Annotated in this window: 15 protein-coding genes, 3 tRNA genes and 1 pseudogene; 9 read left to right on the top strand and 10 right to left on the bottom strand. The window is 43.0% G+C overall.

The features are described 5' to 3' along the window. The coding region (locus AC19MX_RS19880; protein ID WP_498299643.1) for an IS3 family transposase at positions 1 to 835 on the top strand (835 nt) is incomplete at its 5' end. 284 nt (positions 836 to 1,119) lie between these two features. Here the strand turns inward: AC19MX_RS19880 and AC19MX_RS19885 are convergent. Continuing rightward, entirely contained in the window at positions 1,120 to 1,977 is an 858-nt protein-coding gene (locus tag AC19MX_RS19885) for a cobalamin-binding protein (RefSeq protein WP_498299663.1), read from the bottom strand. Positions 1,978 to 2,063: 86 nt separating this feature from the next. After that, the gene (locus AC19MX_RS19890) at positions 2,064 to 3,101 is read right to left on the bottom strand and encodes a T6SS phospholipase effector Tle1-like catalytic domain-containing protein (RefSeq protein ID WP_498299644.1); all 1,038 of its coding nucleotides are present in this window, start codon (positions 3,099 to 3,101) and stop codon (positions 2,064 to 2,066) included. Between the two features lie 132 nt (positions 3,102 to 3,233). Between AC19MX_RS19890 and AC19MX_RS19895 the strand changes: the two genes are divergently transcribed. From AC19MX_RS19895 to AC19MX_RS19920, 6 genes are all read left to right on the top strand, one after another. After that, a complete protein-coding gene (locus AC19MX_RS19895; RefSeq protein WP_498299645.1) occupies positions 3,234 to 3,776 on the top strand; it encodes an isochorismatase family protein in 543 nt (180 codons plus the stop codon). A 151-nt stretch (positions 3,777 to 3,927) separates the two neighbouring features. Beyond that, the gene (locus tag AC19MX_RS19900; protein WP_498299646.1) at positions 3,928 to 5,238 is read left to right on the top strand and encodes an ABC1 kinase family protein; all 1,311 of its coding nucleotides are present in this window, start codon (positions 3,928 to 3,930) and stop codon (positions 5,236 to 5,238) included. Between the two features lie 54 nt (positions 5,239 to 5,292). Then, positions 5,293 to 6,093 carry a DIM/SIM/IMP family subclass B1 metallo-beta-lactamase gene (blaDIM, locus tag AC19MX_RS19905; RefSeq protein WP_498299647.1) on the top strand — a complete coding sequence of 267 codons (801 nt, stop codon included), beginning with the start codon at positions 5,293 to 5,295 and terminating at the stop codon, positions 6,091 to 6,093. Positions 6,094 to 6,202: 109 nt separating this feature from the next. Beyond that, complete coding sequence (locus AC19MX_RS19910; RefSeq protein ID WP_350431531.1) at positions 6,203 to 6,580, top strand: VOC family protein; 378 nt, start codon at positions 6,203 to 6,205, stop codon at positions 6,578 to 6,580. Positions 6,581 to 6,864: 284 nt separating this feature from the next. Then, positions 6,865 to 7,803: a hypothetical protein gene (locus tag AC19MX_RS19915; protein WP_059746541.1), complete on the top strand. Its 939-nt coding sequence runs from the start codon at positions 6,865 to 6,867 to the stop codon at positions 7,801 to 7,803. Between the two features lie 169 nt (positions 7,804 to 7,972). Then, entirely contained in the window at positions 7,973 to 9,697 is a 1,725-nt protein-coding gene (locus AC19MX_RS19920) for an RluA family pseudouridine synthase (RefSeq protein WP_498299648.1), read from the top strand. Positions 9,698 to 9,795: 98 nt separating this feature from the next. Here the strand turns inward: AC19MX_RS19920 and AC19MX_RS19925 are convergent, their stop codons facing one another. The 3 genes from AC19MX_RS19925 to AC19MX_RS19935 form a co-directional block, all read right to left on the bottom strand. Then, positions 9,796 to 10,377, bottom strand: a complete 582-nt coding sequence (locus AC19MX_RS19925) for a hypothetical protein (RefSeq protein ID WP_498299649.1) — start codon at positions 10,375 to 10,377, stop codon at positions 9,796 to 9,798. A gap of 490 nt (positions 10,378 to 10,867) precedes the next feature. Beyond that, entirely contained in the window at positions 10,868 to 11,647 is a 780-nt protein-coding gene (locus AC19MX_RS19930; protein WP_498299650.1) for a prolyl hydroxylase family protein, read from the bottom strand. Between the two features lie 10 nt (positions 11,648 to 11,657). Next, the gene (locus AC19MX_RS19935; RefSeq protein ID WP_498299651.1) at positions 11,658 to 13,019 is read right to left on the bottom strand and encodes an aldehyde dehydrogenase family protein; all 1,362 of its coding nucleotides are present in this window, start codon (positions 13,017 to 13,019) and stop codon (positions 11,658 to 11,660) included. Positions 13,020 to 13,140: 121 nt separating this feature from the next. Between AC19MX_RS19935 and AC19MX_RS19940 the strand changes: the two genes are divergently transcribed. Both AC19MX_RS19940 and AC19MX_RS19945 read left to right on the top strand, forming a co-directional pair. Next, complete coding sequence (locus AC19MX_RS19940; protein ID WP_432405498.1) at positions 13,141 to 13,497, top strand: winged helix-turn-helix transcriptional regulator; 357 nt, start codon at positions 13,141 to 13,143, stop codon at positions 13,495 to 13,497. A 318-nt stretch (positions 13,498 to 13,815) separates the two neighbouring features. Beyond that, positions 13,816 to 14,454, top strand: a pseudogene (locus tag AC19MX_RS19945) (substrate-binding periplasmic protein); the annotation flags it as partial. A 980-nt stretch (positions 14,455 to 15,434) separates the two neighbouring features. Here the strand turns inward: AC19MX_RS19945 and AC19MX_RS19950 are convergent. The 5 genes from AC19MX_RS19950 to uvrC all read right to left on the bottom strand — a co-directional run bounded on the left by AC19MX_RS19950 (position 15,435) and on the right by uvrC (position 18,673). Next, a tRNA-Leu gene (locus AC19MX_RS19950) sits at positions 15,435 to 15,520 on the bottom strand. A gap of 47 nt (positions 15,521 to 15,567) precedes the next feature. Continuing rightward, positions 15,568 to 15,641: transfer RNA gene (locus AC19MX_RS19955), tRNA-Cys, on the bottom strand. Positions 15,642 to 15,681: 40 nt separating this feature from the next. Beyond that, positions 15,682 to 15,757 (bottom strand) — tRNA-Gly (locus AC19MX_RS19960). Between the two features lie 490 nt (positions 15,758 to 16,247). Then, a complete protein-coding gene (gene pgsA, locus AC19MX_RS19965) occupies positions 16,248 to 16,796 on the bottom strand; it encodes a CDP-diacylglycerol--glycerol-3-phosphate 3-phosphatidyltransferase (protein WP_432405492.1) in 549 nt (182 codons plus the stop codon). A 44-nt stretch (positions 16,797 to 16,840) separates the two neighbouring features. Then, a complete protein-coding gene (gene uvrC / locus AC19MX_RS19970; protein ID WP_498299652.1) occupies positions 16,841 to 18,673 on the bottom strand; it encodes an excinuclease ABC subunit UvrC in 1,833 nt (610 codons plus the stop codon). Positions 18,674 to 18,709 lie beyond the last annotated feature (36 nt).

Below are 18,709 nucleotides of genomic sequence, written 5' to 3' on the forward strand. Positions count from 1 at the left end.
GAAAGCAAACCCAGGCTTTAAAATGAGTGAATTATCCCGAGTATTCGAGATCAGTTGCAGTAGTCTCTATTACAAACCGATCCCCAAAAGCGTTGAAAAACAAGCTCAGATACAATTGATAGAGCAAGCTTTCTCTGAGTCACACTCGACGTATGGCAAACGTCGAATACAAGCTGATTTATTAGATTTAGATTGTAAGGTTGGGGTTTACGCCATAGCTAGCGTAATGAAAAAATTGGGATTAATAGCGATTCAGCCAAAGAAAAAGCATTACTATCCAAATCAAGGTGAGGAGCAAGTTTACGCACCTAATTTGCTTAAACGACAGTTTAACCCTACGACTTATAATACCCATTGGGTGGGTGATATTACCTATATAAAATCACATCAGGGGTGGAGTTATTTAGCCTGTGTACTTGATTTAGGGACCAAAGAAATCGTTGGGTATGCCTTATCAAGCCAACCCAATGCAGCGTTAGCGACAGCGGCATTAAATAACGCGATACAACGTCAGAGGCCAAATACACAGGAGTTGATGTTTCACTCAGACCAGGGTTGTCAGTACTCTGCTAAGGTGTTCAGAGAAAAGCTAAAGCACTTAGGCATTGAACAAAGTATGAGTCGTAGAGGAAATTGTTGGGATAATGCTGTGATGGAACGATTTTTTAGGAGTTTAAAGACTGAAAGATTAAACCATTTAGCTTTTACCAATCACAGCGCAGTAGTGAGCGTGGTTGAGCAATATATTCAGTTCTACAATTACAAACGCAGACATTCGGCAATAGATTATAAGACGCCACATCAGAAATATAATGAGTTAAAAAAAGCGGCTTAAAATCTCTCCAGAAATACTTGACCATTACAGTGGCGGCTGGGCCAATTCTTTTATAAAGAGTAAAGAGGGAACAGCCGTTGGTTTCCTCTTGGTCTGGTGTGGGTGAAGCGCCACGACGTTAGTGGCCGCAGGCCATAAAAGCAACAAGCAAACACCTGGATTCCGGCTCAAAGCATTGCCGGAATGACGCAGTATTTAACCCGTGCAGGGTGGAACCTTGCGATCTTAAGCGTTAGTGACCGCAGGCCGCAAGAAACAGTGGCCATACTCACCAGTTCAACCACCTACCCTCGTACTTTATCCAACGCTTCACAAACCGCATTAACACCTAATATGGCTCTTGGGGTTGCACGGTGCAGTAAGTCTGCATCGAACTGATATATATGCTGGTTTTTTACTGCGGGAAGTTCTGGCCATTCGGCCCAGTTAATGCCTAAAACATTGCCTTCATCTTGGCTTTGTAAAATCACTTCTGCACCGGTTAATAACACATTCTCGATGCTTATTTGTGGGTATTCGCTGGCGGCATCATAAAACACATTTTCACCGTGACACACTTCAATAAGTTGCTGGATCCAACTGCCCTTAGCTACCGTCATTAGTGGGGTTGACCATAATTGATAAAACACTTTTACTGCTGGTTTAGTTTGATTTTGACTTTTTATATCAGCCAATTGCTGACGGTAATTTGCCGCGACTTTATTTGCAATCGCTTCGTGTCCTGTCAATTGGCCAAGCAGTTCAAGATCGCTCGCAACGTCAGCTAACGTTTTAGGGTCGCTATTAACCACTTTAAAGCCTAAATCTTGCAGTTGCTTGATGTCTTCCATTTTATTGCCGCTTTGCCACACGACGACTAAATCTGGATTTAACTCAATGACTCGCTCAATTTGCACCCCATAATAGCCCCCAATACTTGGGATAGATTTAGCTTGCTCAGGGTAATCTGCATAATCAGTGGTGGCGACAATGGCATCGCCCGCGCCAATGGCGTAAAGCATTTCAACACTTTGCGGTGACAAGGCAATAATTCGTTTAGCTGGCGCTACTGGCCCTGCGCCGTTTACAGACTGCTCATTAGCCGACACTGTTGCAAAAGCCGTTGAGGGTACACTCGGTAAAATAATTAACGTAAACGCCATCGACAACGAAACAAATAAACGTAACAAAAGGATATCCTTAACAGCTTAAGTAACCAGAATAAAGGTGACAAAAATTCATAAAATGACTATTCGACCAGTTTATCTGGCCAACCATAGTGCTCAATATAATTAACTAAATTTTTAGGTCGATAATTATTGTCGTTCAACCAACGTGTTTTCACTGATTGATGCAATAATATCGGCACTTGCTTTGGATCAAGCTCGCGTATAAAGCGTTTTTTAACCCGATAAAAACTGCGATATGAATCTTGAATATCCGCCATAGGGTTAGGCAATAGCGCGTCAGATAAATGAAGCTCTACCGTTAACTTAAACGCTTTGGCTTGGCTCAACATCCATTGCAACGCAATGTCCGACAAGGTACTACCATCTTTATTGGGTGCACAACTACCACCAATATTACTGTGAGCCCCCGAAAACCACACTTGTTGAATATCAATGCCACTGCGAGGTTGCCAAATAGTGGGTTCAAAATCACTTCGATGTTCGTCCAGCGCTAAAGCATGGCGCGCCACTTTAACATTGCGCCCAAGTTTGGTGTCGTAAAACTCGTCTTTGTCTTCAAATAACCCTAAAAACGACACTGGGATCCCCATTGCGCCCACGGTATCCCACACGCTCACAAAAGCCACTTCGCGCGATGGATGTGAATGCTGCTGTCTAAATTCAACCGATCGCTCACCTTCTGGCGCAAACGGTTTCGATTTCATTTTATAGTGTTCAAATGCTTGTTGAATCAATTTGGCATCGGGGCGAGTGATTATTCCGCAATTATTAATTAAGCCGCACAAACAGCGCACAGTGTAGGCTCCACGACTAAAACCGAATAAATAAATGTCATCACCTGGGGAGTAGTTTTGCACGATATAGCGGTAGGTATCCATGATGTTTTTATGTAAGCCGCGCCCAGTAGCGCCACCAATTAATGCGTCATGATAAGAGCCGATGCCCCAATCATAAAAGACCTGTTGCGGCACACCATCATCGCCTAGTGGTTTAATTGCTCGGGCGAGTTTGAGCACATTGGTTGCGTGATCTTTTTCAAGATCCTTTTCAGGCCGATTCCATGTACCATCGGTACAAATCACAATTCGTTTTTTCATCACAGTCCCTGCTCCTTGCCTAAGTCGTCCTGTCATAGTCGTCCTGCTATCACTATAGACTAAAAGCCTATTTGAACCCGCCTGAAAATAACCAATACTCTTCAATTAACCCTCAGCAAAAGGAACTGCGATATGATCACTGCAGAACAAAGTGTATTAATGATTGTTGACGTGCAAGGTAAGCTTGCCCAAGTAATGCAACAATCGGCTATGTTACACCAAAAGTTGGCGGTATTAATTCAAGGCGCGCAACTTTTTGATATTCCTATTATTTGGCTAGAGCAACTGCCTGACAAACTGGGGCATACCAGTGACGAGTTAACACAAATACTCTCAAAAACCACTCAACCCATCGCAAAACAACACTTCAGCGGTTGGCATTGTGATGAGGTAAAGCAGCAGCTCAACACATTAAACCGTAGCCAGGTTATTTTAGCCGGGATAGAAACCCACGTGTGTGTATACCAAACCTGCCAAGACTTACAGGCCAACAACTTCCAAGTGCATGTGGTTAACGATGCGGTGTCATCAAGAGAATTAGAAAACAAAAAACTAGGAGTACAAATGATGCTAAACGATGGCGCTAAACTCACTAACGTTGAGTCGCTATTGTTTGAGTTACAGCATGTGGCCCAAGGCGAGCGCTTTAAGGCATTACTCAAGCTGATAAAGTAGCCATATGACCAATTGAACATGAAAGATACACGTTAAGCTTAATGACGTCCTAAATAAGTCTTTCACCTTAGTTAAAGCATTAAGCGATGAACATATATTTATTATTGTGCGTACAATGAACAAATTGCTCATCTTAGGCCAATAAAACACCATGAAAAATAATGAAGTAAAAGTCCCCAGTGGCCGTCTGTCCCGTTTATCAAAAATAGGTGGGCTAGCATCGCGTTTGGCGGGTAACGTATTATTTGAAGGGGCAAAGCAACTTAGTAAAGGCCAGTCACCTAAGTTACAACAACTGGTGATGACCCCATCTAACATTGGCCATGTAGCCGAAAAATTATCACAACTGCGCGGCGCGGCCATGAAAGTCGGCCAAATGTTGTCAATGGATGCCGGTGATTTAGTCGCGCCTGAGCTAGCTGAAGTGCTTGCCAAGCTACGCTCGGACGCTAAAGTCATGCCGCACAAGCAACTAACCACCTTACTGGTACAGCAATGGGGCCGAGATTGGTTGGCGCCTTTCGCCCAATTTGAACTGCGCCCTTTTGCAGCAGCGTCTATTGGCCAGGTGCATTTAGCCTATTTAGATACCGGTGAAAAATTAGCGGTTAAAATTCAGTATCCCGGCGTACGAGACAGCATCGACAGCGACATTGATAACGTTGCCACTTTATTGAAAGTATCGAGGTTGATCCCCGCAAACGTTAAACTTGATACCTTACTCTCCGAAGCCAAAGCCCAGTTACATAATGAAGCCGACTATCACTTTGAGGCTGAGCAAATCGTACTTTATCAGCAACAACTTGGTGATAATCCGCATTTTATCGTCCCTAAAGTCTATTCTGCGCTGAGTAATAACAACATTTTAACCATGCAGTTTGTTGAAGGCACTCCCATCGAATCGGTTGCCCATGCCTCACAAGAGGTGCGTAACCGCGTTGCCAGTCGTTTAATGGCATTGTGTTTTAAAGAGTTGTTTGAGTTTAAGTTACTGCAATCGGACCCTAACTTTGCCAATTTTCAATATCAGGCTGACAGCGAAAAAATTGTTCTATTAGACTTTGGCGCCACGCGCAGCATTAGCGATAAGTTATCACAAGGTTATCGACAGCTGATGGCTGGCGCACTTAAGCACGACAAAGTACAAATGGCCGCTGCTGCGCAACAAATTGGTTTTTTTCAAGATGCGATAGACCCTGCACATAAACAATTGATTATTGATATTTTCTATCAAGCTTGCGAGCCATTGTATTTTGATGGCGAGTACGACTTCGGGCAAAGCACGCTAGCCAAACGCATAACTCAAGCAGGCAAAGCCATGAGTACTCAACAAAATGAATGGCATACACCACCAACCGATGCTATTTTTATTCATCGTAAATTAGCGGGTATGTATTTACTGGCGGCTAAACTCAAGGCTAAAGTGAACGTTAGCGAGCTATTTTCTAAGTATCGAGATTAAAAACACGGTAATGATGCCTGTTAAATTGCACATTTACTCAACCAAGGCATCATTATGACATTGAATCATTTTTGGCGGTTTTACACTATCGTTAGCATAGCGATGCTCATGTCGATACTCATGATAAGTGCACCTTCATTTGCCCATGAAACTGAACAACAACCCGCTCAAAGCAACACCGATGCAGTAAAAAAGCCACAGCAGCAACCCACTGAACTCACCCTATCGCCTCTTGTGCCAGATGTGTATTTACACCAGTCATATAAGCACGTGAGCGGCTTTGGATTAGTTGAGTCTAATGGCCTAGTGGTGGTGCAAGACAAGCAGGCGTTTATTATTGATACTCCCTGGACAGACAGCGATACCGCTAAGCTTGTTGATTGGATTACCCAGCAAGGTTTAACCGTTACAGCCAGTATATCGACTCATTCATATCAAGACCGCGCTGGGGGAATTGGCTACCTTAACAGCCAAGGCATCGCCACTTGGGTGTCAGATAAACCCCAACGCCTATTAACCGCCAATAAGCTTAACAGCGCAAGCCACACATTTAGTACTAAGCAACATACGCTTCAGCAACAACTCATTGAAGTGTATGACCTAGGCGCTGGACACACGGTCGATAACCTGGTGGTGTGGCTGCCTAAGCAACAGATTTTATTCGGCGGCTGTTTAATAAAATCACTGAGTTCACGCACTCTTGGTTATACCGGTGAAGCAGACCTAGAGCAATGGCCGCTTACAGTGGCAAAAGTACAAGCACAATTTACTCAAGCAAAAATTGTCGTACCCGGGCATGGCAAAATAGGTGATACTTCACTGCTAAGCCATACCATAGACTTGTTAACACAGTAATCTCACATCAGCACTGATTTAATAATGCACTATTTACAACCATATAAAAACCATATAAAAACAGTTAGTTAATTTACAGTTCAGTTGAACTTACACAAGGAGAGTCACCATGTTTAGTCACGTTATGCTTGGCGTTAATGATATCGAAGCGTCAAAAAAATTCTATGATGCCATTTTAGGCGCATTAGGTATTGCTGAGGGTAAAATAGATCCTAAAGGTCGCTGTATCTACATGACCCCAACAGGTATTTTATTACTCACTAAACCGATTAATGGTGAACCTGCATGTCACGGTAATGGCTCAACTATTGGTTTTGCTGCAGAAACCCCAGCATTAGCCGATGCATGGCATGCAGCTGGCGTTGCTAATGGCGGCACCGCCTGTGAAGACGCTCCTGGCGTACGTTCAGGCGCAGGGATGGACTTATACCTAGCCTACCTTCGTGACCCCGATGGCAACAAGCTGTGTGCTCTGAACCGAGTGTAAAAGACTAATATAGCCAATCATCTCTCGGTAGTCACCTAATAAGCGAAGCACTTATGCTTCGCCTATTTTCTTTAATAACAACGTCTTGCCAATATTAACCGTCATAATTATTTGCATTTACATTTACACCACAAAAAAACACTTCAACTTACCAACACGAAGTTTCGCTCTTTGAATTTTTTCTTTATATAGCGTAAATAAATGTAAACTTATCGGTATTTGATTGAACCGGACAAAGTGCAAGCTTAGTATTGTCGGCACAATGCATTTAAGTGGAATACCCAATGCAATCTACAATATTACCGTTATTACTACTCGCCAGTTTTGCAACAATCGCTGCACCATTGAATTACAACGGTACGGCACATGTTATTGAAGGCCAAGCAACAGTAACAAAAGCTAACTTATTTACCTGCCAACATGGTCAGTCGCGCTCATCACCTATCGGCGTAAAAACCGACAATGGCCAAGAGTTTATAGTGCCTGCATCAGTTCAATACCAACAACAATACTTCACTGCTGACCTATATAATGAATGCTCAGGGATAACGCCGGCATCAATAAATGAGGTTGATTTATCGTCAGTGCCGGTTATCGAAGTCGATAAAGATGGCGAGATAGTAACCGGCTATATTTTTGCCGATAATTACTTCGAACTGTTTATTAACGGTAAGCTCATCGGCGTTGATCCTATTCCTTTTACGCCTTTTAACTCTAATATCGTCCGATTTAAAGTTAAAAAGCCTTATGACATCGCTATCAAAGTCGTCGATTGGGAAGAAAGCTCAGGGTTAGGAACTGAGAATAATCGAGGTAAAAAATATCATCCCGGCGACGGCGGCTTAATTGCCAGCTTCTCTGATGGCACAGTCACTAACGCAGATTGGTCAGCGCAAACGTTTTATACCGCACCCATTTATGACTTAAGTTGTGCGACTGAAGTCGGTCAACAACGGTTAACAAAAAGTTGTAATACCGAGGGAAGAGATAGCTATGACAAGGCTTATTCGCTGCACTGGCAAATACCTCAAGACTGGCCGACTAACAATGAATATGTCAGTTGGCCTAAGTCTGTTGAATTTACCGAACAAGAAATTGGCGTAGACAACAAAAAAGCCTATATGAATTTTCAGCAGCAATTTTCAGGTGCGGGGGCAGCGTTTATTTGGTCAAGTAATGTCATCCTGGATAACCTAGTATTATTTAGATATCACGTTAAGTAGCGAAGTGATTATTCTGTTAGGATGCCAAAATTATTGGCATCCTATTTTGATTAAAAACTTCACTTCTTTTTTCTAACAAATATCTCCCTATCGCTAGAAAAACTAACTAGATGCATCACACACCACTACGGGGTAAAATAGCCGCCCGTTTATGCTGTGAGTGTATGTAATGACTGTTAGCGATCCGTGTTTTATTCCTTTTAATGATGCGATAGCGTTCAATAGCACACTTGCAGAACAAGGATTGCCTGAGTCTTTTACCTTTCCGTTTTATTACCAACCTCACCCTTTAACCATATTGGCAGCACAACAGTTGCAACAGGATCTGCTCGAGGCTAATCCTTGGCAGCATAACTTTGGCCTACACAGCCAACAAGATCGCGGCATGGTAATTGGTAAGATGTTTGGAGTGTTGGTGGTAAAAGACACTCACGGACAACTGGGTTTTTTAGCATCATTTTCAGGCAAATTAGCCGATCAAAATATCTTGCAGCCCTTTGTACCGCCAGTGTTTGACATGCTGACTCAAGACAGTTTTTTTAGTCATGAAAATAAACAGATAAACCAAATTAATCTGTCAATAAGCCTGCATGAAAGTGACCCTTTGTTAGCCAGCTTAACTCAGCAATTCGCTCAGCAACAACAGCAAGCAGAACGAGAACTTGAGCAACAACGTAACGCAATAGTTGAAGGTCGCAAACTGCGTAAGCTTCAGCGTGAGCAAGCAGATGATGCATTAGCGCAGGCCGATATCAGCAGTGATGAGCATAAAAGCTTGTCTATCGAACTCAGCCGTCAAAGTGTGCAGCAAAAGCATCAGCTAAACGCGTTAAAGCATCAATGGCAGACTCAAATTGAAGTAACCAAAGTGGCCTTAGATGCACTTGTGCAACAAATCACGCAGCTTAAACGTCAGCGAAAACAGCTTTCAAATGGATTACAAAACAAGCTTTTTGCTCAATATCAGTTTCTAAATGTCTTGGGTGAAGCGCGTGATTTAAACGATATCTTTAATGATGCACCGAATCATTTACCGCCAGCAGGTGCGGGTGAATGTGCTGCACCTAAGTTACTGCAATATGCGTTTACTCATCAATTTACCCCCATTGCCATGGCTGAGTTTTGGTGGGGATCATCACCTAAATCAGAAATCAAACAACACAAAAACTTCTATCCAGCTTGTCACGGAAAATGCCGCCCTATTTTGACCCATATGCTCAAAGGCATGCAGGTTGATGCCGATCCACTATTGATTAATCCGGGTAAAGATCAGCATATTGATATTATTTATCAAGATGATGCCATGGTAATTATTAATAAACCGGCAGAGCTATTATCGGTACCCGGTAAAAATATTACCGACAGCGTATTTAGCCGTATGCAACAACAGTTTCCTAATGCTACAGGGCCGTTGATTGTTCATCGTCTAGACATGTCAACATCAGGCTTAATGGTGATAGCACTCACCAAAGAAGCCAACAAAGCCCTACAGCAACAGTTTATTCAGCGCAGCGTGACTAAACGTTATATCGCGTTAATTGAAGGTGTACCGAGCCAAGATGAAGGCGATATTAGTTTGCCATTACGGGTAGATTTAGACGACCGCCCTAAGCAGCTAGTGTGTTATGAACATGGCAAGCATGCCGAAACGCATTGGCAAGTACATCAACGTCTTAATCAACGCACGTTAGTGCGCTTATACCCTAAAACGGGGCGTACTCATCAATTGCGAATGCATTGCGCTCATCATGATGGTCTGCACATGCCGATTGTGGGTGACGACCTATATGGCGTTGCAGCAAACCGTTTACACTTACATGCTCAATATTTGGCGTTAACTCACCCAGAATCTGGTGAAGCCTTAGTATTTGAAGTTAAAGCGGATTTTGAATAACCCTAATAAAGTAATAAAACCCTAAAATAATAAAACCGATATTAAACGAATAATATCGGTTTTGATTAATGCATTAGCGTTAATAAAACGACGGCTAATTAGAAGCTACTTGGTTTCTCTTCTAAATGCATTTGCTCAACAAGGCCTTGGCCTGTGCGTTGCTGATATGCTGACTCAGCTTGTTGCATTCTAGTTTTGCCACTAGTCACAAGTGCTTGACCTTGTTCGGTTTCACTTTGGCCTTCAGCAAGATTAGTGTTGCCGTCTTCGACAAGCTCTTTGCCATCAACATATTTTTCGTCTGCATCTTCCCAATCGTCAGCGATGTCATCTAATCTCTCTACGATTGCAGCTGCACGCTTACCATTTTGTGCACCGGTTAAAGAGCTCGCCATAGATTGGAAAGCTTGACGTTGCTTTTGAGCGTCTTGTACGGCTTGCGCCATCAGCTTTTCGCCTTCGCGAATTTCCGTATTGCCTTTAGTCATCGCTTTGCGACCATCAGCAAGCAGCTCTTCGCCTTTTTTGACGTCCTTTTGACCTTGTTCCCACTGTTGGGACAAATCTAGATTCTTTTCGCTTTCCGCTTTTACTTTTGAAGCAAAAGTGTTCTGAGTTGAAGCACATCCAGATAAGCTCGCAACACCAACGATTAACAAACTACAAAGTACTGTTTTCATTTAACGCCTCCATAATACGGGTGAGAATCGGCGCAATTAAACAGCCTAGCAACAAAAATAGCAAGCACTGTTTTTACATTAAATAGCGTTAATCAAACCCAGTGTCCTCGCGGTATAGCAGCAATCCACAGTCAATACAAATCACCTTGTAAAACGTTATATCACACTCATTACAAAATCCATTTATAACAAATGGTTAACCTATTTTTTCGCTTCAATATTCAATATCTGTTTGGTCAATTTTTTTGCCTACTGTGTTGATATTTTTATTTCTTTACTCTGCACTATCACGATAACACTCTTAACTAGTTAATTTACTTTTCAGCCTGATACTCTTGTCATGGAGGTCATGGCAAGAGTATCAAGTCGGTAAAGGGTTATTTAGATACAGTAACAAAAAAGTGTCGCATTATTTATAGCGGCATTTTCAATATGAGACTTTAATTTGCAACATCATTACAAGAGCTCAATAGCATCAACACAGCGATAATTACAATTCAAAAAGGACATCGGTTCTAATGATGTATTTAACCCCATGATAAATCGGCTCAGAACTGTGAATACAATGCAGAGGATGCATGCCGTGAGGAAAACACAACACGCTACCTGCGGGTGTTCTTATATCTACTTGTTTAACATTATCACCACGCTTAGCGGGAAAATGTGGATTGTCGGCATTGACCAAAAAGCGCGTCGCACCGCCTTCAAAATCTTCGGTCAGTAATATCAAAAATGTGAGTTGGCTGTAACGATCGCCAAAAGCATCACGCACAAGCTCGCCATCAATAACCTGGCTGCCAGGCCACGAACCGTCCGAGTGAGGCTTAAAATAATCACCTTCGTTATAGCGATAAAAACGGAAACGATTGTTTAGTCCCAGCGCGGCTTTACCTTCAAAAATGCCTAAATCGTCGGTCATTACCCCAGCGATACGATCCCAAATAAGCCGTTCGGTGGTGTTATCAACCACCCAGGTTAAGCTGTCGTTATGACGCACATTGCGCGGTAAAGACACCGCAGCGTCAGGTAAAAAACCCATGGTTTCGCTAACATTGATGAGTCGCTGACATTCTTCAGCGCTCAGTACATTTAATAATTGAAATGCCCCTGGTACATCCGTTAACGGTTTTTTACTCACGGTACTAGGCGCGGATAAAGCTAGCTCTGCACCATTGTCGTTACGGCTTGCCCATGTTGGTAACGCTGGATGCTCTGCGCCTGGCTCATAAGCTGCGACAAAGTATTGGCCATTTTCTGTTGTATTATTCATTACATTCACCTTAACGACTGATCACACGTACTTGAGCAAATTGTCTATGCCCTGCAGCCGTGCCATGAAAACCAAAACCACTTTGCTTTGCGCCAACCCAAGGGGCATTACCACCGCCTACACCCTGGTTTACGCCCACCATGCCTGCTTCAAGCTGATCGGCAACGGCATTCGCACTAGGGCCTCCAAAGACTACTGCACCTAAACCATAATGACTGTTATTGGCACGACAAATGGCTTCATCAATGTCACTGAAGCGACTAATGGCGACAACTGGCCCAAAAGTTTCTTCTGTTTCGAGTTGCATCTGTGAAGTGATGTTAGTGACTACCGTGGGTTGAATAAACGGTAATGGATAATCATCGCTGCCCAATAAAAAGCTCGCCCCTTTGGCTTTGGCATCTTTTAACTGCTCAAGCACTTTTTGATGTTGGGTTGGATTGACTATCGGGCCAATATTCACATTTGCGCCATCCCATGCACCAACACGATACCGACTGGCAAGCACCACCACTTTTTGCTCAAACTCATCAGCAATGCGCTCATCAACATAAACACGTTCAGTTGAGGTACACATTTGCCCTGCGTTTTCAAATGAACTGGCTACCGCAAAGCGCACCGCGGCATCCATATTGGCACCCGCCATCACAATCATAGGATCATTGCCACCAAGCTCCATCACTAGGCGTTTTAAACCAGACGCCGCATTGGCCATAATGTGTTTACCTGCGGCCATCGACCCAGTAAACGCAACCATGTTAATGTCTGCAGCCACCAACGCTTGGCCAAGGGCTTTGCCACCTTGAACTACTTGCAATACATGTTGTGGTAACACCTGGTTAAGGGTGCTAATAAATAACTCGGCCACCAGCGGGGTTTCTTCAGACGGTTTTAACACCACACTATTGCCTGCAATTAAGGCCGGCATTAATAAATTATTGGCCATCGCAAGTGGATAATTCCATGGCGAAATCACGGCCACGACACCCAAAGGGCGATATTGTAATTCAGTGCGATCACCTACATCTTCAGTGGCTAGAGCATCACCGATTTCACTGGCAAAATAACCTGCATTTTGTAATGTACCGCCCACTTCATAGGTGGCTCGACGATAATCTTTACCCATTTCTTGGCCAATAAGAGTCGCCAGCTCATCTTGAACCGCATGCAATTGTTGATACGCTTTTACCACATACTGCTGACGCTCTATTAAAGGCAGGCTTGCCCATGATTTTTGAGCAACCTTCGCATTGTTTATTACGGTCGGTAATTGCTCAATAGCGGTTGTTTCGACACTGCCGACCGCTGTGGCTTCAATGTGTTCACCGACATAGTGATAGCTCGCGGGATCGTAAGAAGTTAATACTGCCATGGAGAAAGATTCCTTAATGGTACTAAAGTGACACTAGTCTAATGACTGCCTATTTTGCTACAATGGAATACAAAAGCAACCAGTATACTTTTAGTAACCTACAATGATTTAAGTTTAATTTATGAAAACTAAAATTGAAACAACGGCTAACGGCCAAAAAAAAGTGATCAACCCATGCACCGAACCTTGCTCTGTTGAACGTGGAATGCGGGTACTCGGCGGAAAGTGGAAAGCGTCCATCCTATGGCACTTGCAAGATGAACCCGTGCGCTTTAACGATTTGTCGCGGATGTTAGGCGGCGCCAGTAAAAAAATGGTAGACCAGCGTCTTAAAGAACTCGAAGCACAGGGCCTGGTTACCCGCCATGTGATTAACGACAGGCCTATTGCAGTATCTTACGCGATTACCGAATTAGGCCGCACCGCATTGGATATTTTACAACGCCTAAAAGAGTGGGCGGACGAGTATGTCGTATGATGGCGATTACAGTTGTATCGTTTAAAATTAATAATCTCTAAGTCATTGATATCCTAAAACGGTTAGAGTAAATGCACAAAATAGTAAAAAATATGAGACAGGTAAACGAATAATACAATTGTATGGTCGCTACTAATATACGTAGACATACCCTACAATCCGCAGCTGATTTTATTGAAGTAGGTATTTATGATCAGATTTGTCTTAGTATTTATCATTGTCGCAAGCGTGTTTATTCCGCCGACGGTTTGCGCGAAAGACAAGATTATTTTTTATACCGAATCTTACCCGCCATTCCAATAACAAGATCAACAAGGTGTATTTGTCGGTTTTGCTATCGATATTCTTCACGCTGCACAGCCTTATGTCGATTTTGATATCGACATACAAATGATGCCCTGGAGCCGTGCTTACTATAATGCCCAGAACCAACCGAACACGTTCATTTTCTCCATTGCCAACACCAATAAACGTTTAGCCCACTTTAAATGGATAGGTGACTTTTATACTGTGCAGGACATGATTTACCGTAAAAGCAATCGTCCAGACATTCAGTTAGAAAACATAAGTGATATCAACCGTTATACTCTCGCCTTATCACGCAGTGATGCGGCGTTAGATAGACTAAAACTTGATGGTAATCACCCACATGTTTATTTAACAAGAAGCCAAACCGCAGCGTTAAAAATGCTGTACTTTGATCGCGTTGATTTAATCTATAACAATGAAGTTGGCTTTGCAGAAGACATCAAAAAAATGGGTTATACACTGAGCGACTTTACCGCGGTATTGCCTGTAGTGAACATGCCCATTGGTATTTTAACTCATAAAGACACCGACGAAACACTCGCCAACAATATGCGCCAAGCACTTCACACGCTTAAACAAAATGGCGAATTAGAAAAAATCACCGCGCGTTGGTTCTCCCCTCGTGTTATCCCCCTAGTTACTGAATAACTCAGTAACTCAGTTATCGTTGGTTTATTCGCACGCATTTGACAACCCGATTGCCTAGAGCCCCTCCACAATTAGTGTGATCATATTCAGCGTTGAATTTGGGGATATTGTTAAGTGGATATTCTTAAGTGGATATTCTTAAGTGGATATTGTTAGACAGCGGCTGACTCATTGGGAACAAACCATATCCCCCCTCTCGTCGTCCCGGCAATGCTTTTGAGCCGGGATCCAGGTGTTGCTTTGTTCTTATGCTTGCGACCATAAACAATTAGCGCCTCATATTCAGCGTTGAATTTGGGGACATTGTTAAGTGGATATTGTTAAACAGCGACTGACTCATTTGGGGATAAACCGTATCCGCCCTTCTCGTCGTCCCGGCAATGCTTTTGAGCCGGGATCCAGGTGTTGCTTTGTACTTATGCTTGCGATCATAAACACTTAGAATCGGCAGATTCAGCGTTGAATTGGGGGATATTGTTAGACAGCGGCTGACTCATTGGGAACAAACCATATCCCCCCCATCTCGTCGTCCCGGCAATGCTTTTAAGCCGGGATCCAGGTGTTGCTTTGTTCTTATGCATGCGACCATAAACACTTAGAATAGGCAGATTCAACCCGCACGGGCCAAAAGAGAACAAAGTCTGACGACTCTTGATAACACAAAACCAATTCACCTGATCAACAGAACGAGAGAGGTTTATCTTTTCTATTTTGATCTTTGAATATGAAACTCAAATTGCAGACGTAAAAAAGCCCCAACTAATGTTGAGGCTTTTTTACACCACTCTCTATTACTAGAGATTATAATGGTACCCGAGGCCGGACTACTCTTGATAGCAAAAAATGGCACGCCTGAAGTTCAACAAGAGCGCGAGGGATTTTGCTTTTGCCTTAACAATAAAATCTAAATTTCAGACGTAAAAAAGCCCCAACTAATGTTGAGGCTTTTTTACACCACTCTCTATTTCTAGAGATTATAATGGTACCCGAGGCCGGACTTGAACCGGCACGCTTATTCAGCGAGGGATTTTAAATCCCTTGTGTCTACCGATTCCACCACTCGGGCAAAGTGTGTTCTAACCGTTACTTATTGTAACCATTAAAAGCAATTTGTGGAGGCGCGACCCGGAGTCGAACCGAGATCGGCGGATTTGCAATCCGCAGCATAGCCATTCTGCCATCGCGCCATACTTACCAACTTCAAATCCATCGGATAAGATAAGAAATTGGAGCGACATATCGGGTTCGAACCGATGACCTATACCTTGGCAAGGTATCGCTCTACCAACTGAGCTAATGTCGCATTTTCAATCTTTATAAATACGCTACTAGATCTGCAAGAAAGGTATCGTCTTTCAACCTATCCAACTGAGCTAATGTCGCATTTTCAATCTTTATAAATACGCTACTAAATCTGCAAGAAAGGTATCGTCTTTCAACCTATCCAACTGAGCTAATGTCGCATTTTCAATCTTTATAAATACGCTACTAAATCTGCAAGAAAGGTATCGTCTTTCAACCTATCCAACTGAACTAATGTCGCATTTTCAATCTTTATAAATACGCTATTAAATCTGCGAGAAAGGTATCGTCTTTCAACCTGTCCAACTGAACTAATGTCGCATCTTCAACCTTGTAAATAATGATTGTTAACATCGTACCCTAAGGTTTGTTGCTGACTCATCACTTGTCTACGGGGAGGCATTCTACCGAATTAACCTCGTGTGTCAATTATTGATTTAAGCAAATTTGACTGTTTGCGCACTAAATAAACTTATTGAACTATTATTGCACTATTCGGCGGTTAAATCTTTCCAAGCTGCTGAAATATAACTCATCATAGACCAGAACGTCAGCGCGGCTGCAACATAAAACAATGCAAAAGCAAGGTCAGTGAGTAACGGTGTGGGTTTCCAAATCAATCCAACAATCGCTGCCATCTGTGCGGCCGTTTTGTATTTACCTATCCAAGACACTGCAACTACGCCACGTTTGCCTATTTCAGCCATCCATTCTCGTAATGCAGAAATAACAATCTCACGGCCAATCATAAACAGCGACGCTAAGGTCAAATACATGTTGTCATTTTGCTGAACCAGTAAAACCAGCGCAGTAGATACCATAACCTTGTCGGCAACTGGATCTAAAAAAGCACCAAAACGGGTTAATTGCCCTAATTTGCGAGCTGCGTAGCCATCTAACCAATCTGTTAGCGCTGCGAGCCAAAAAATAAATGCGGAGACAAAGGGCGCCCACGTATAAGGGAGATAAAAAATCACTATAAATACAGGCAGCAGAGCAATACGAAATAAAGTCAGTGCGATAGGTACATTAAACGGCATAAAAAGACCAATTTGTCAGAAGCAGCGCCAATCTTGCCTTAATTTTAGCCCCCTCGCAATGCATCATGGATTGTTTGTGCCATTTCTAAGCTAATTCCGGGAACTTTTATTAATTCAGCCACACTCGCACCTTTGACTTCTTGAAGACCACCAAGATGTTGCAACAATGCTTTACGTCTTTTAGGGCCAACGCCTGGGATAGATTCAAGTGTTGAAGTGTTGCGTGTTTTTTGACGTTTGTTTCGATGCCCGGTAATCGCAAAGCGGTGAGATTCATCACGTATGTGCAAAATAAGGTGAAATGCGGGTGAGTCACTTGGGATCTCAAAAGTTTGTTCACTGCCGCCAACAGTAAAGGTTTCTAAACCTGCTTTGCGCCCCTCGCCTTTAGTGACACATATTAACAGAGGAGGGTTATCAATCTTAACGCACTTTTCATCGACAATGGTTTGCGCCACTCTGAGTTGGCCAATCCCCCCATCAATAAACACTAAGTCAGGTATTTTGCCGTTATTATCGATTTTATCAAAACGGCGGCTAAGCGCCTGTTCCATTGCGGCATAGTCATCACCGCCGGTAATCCCGGTTATATTGTAACGACGATAATCTGCTTTATGCGGACCTTCGCGATTAAAGACTACGCAAGATGCTACCGTGCTCTCACCCATAGTGTGGCTAATATCAAAACATTCCATGCGTTTAATCGACTCGTTAAGCTCTAAGGCCTCTTCTAATAGCTGGAAGCGCTGCTCAACAGTATTTTTATGCGATAGTCGAGTAGCAACGGCATTACTGGCATTTGTCATCGCTAAACGTAAAAAATTGGCCCTTTCACCTCTAACTTGAGTTTTTAATTCAAACTTTTTATCCAGAGCATGTTCAATTGATGCCTCAAGCTCTTTAATTCCCTCAAAATCATGACTAAGTATCACTTCTTTAGGAATGGTACGTTGAATATCTGCGTTTAAGTAAAATTGGCCTAAGAAAGACGATAACACTTCTTCTATATCGGTTTCGGCTGGTACCGAAGGATAATAGCTGCGGCTGCCAAAGATTTTACCGTCGCGAATAAACAGTAAATGAAAACAGGCAATCCCAGAGGCATAATCCACCCCGATTACATCCATATCGCCTTTATGATTAGACACTTCTTGTTGCTCAGCAACACGCCTTAATGCCGTGATTTGGTCGCGATATTGCGCTGCTTGTTCATACTCCATATCAACCGCAGCGACTTCCATTTTAGCCACCAACTGTGAAATCACCTGTTGGTCTTTTCCACGCAAAAACAATCCAGCTAACTTAACTTGCTCGCCGTACTCTTCATCGCTCACAATGCCTACACAAGGGGCACTACAACGATCGAGTTGATATTGTAAGCAAGGCCGTGAGCGCGACTTGTAGTACAAGTCATCACATTGGCGAATAGGAAATAGCTTTTGCATTAAGTGCAAACTTTCGCGCACCGCGCCGCCATTAGGATAAGGTCCAAAATAGTGGCCTTTTTCGCGCTTAGGGCCACGATGATAGGCAAGTCTTGGGTGTTTATGGCCACTGAGTAAAATATACGGATAGGACTTATCATCGCGCAGCAGCACATTGTATTTTGGCATGTACTGTTTGATGTAATCGTTTTCGAGCAGCAACGCATCGGTTTCGCTATGCGTCACCGTCACATCGATATGATCAATATGCGACACTAATGCTTGCGTTTTTACACTGGGAATATTACTGCGAAAGTAAGAGCTGAGGCGTTTTTTGAGATCTTTAGCTTTACCAACATAAATCACTTGTTGGCGTATATCGTACATTCGATATACGCCAGGTGCGCTGGTAACCGTTTTTAAGAAAGATTTGGCATTAAAACCACTAGGCATGATTAAAGCTACTTAATGCGTTACGCGGGATATTCC

The organism is Shewanella sp. MF05956 (assembly GCF_059758055.1).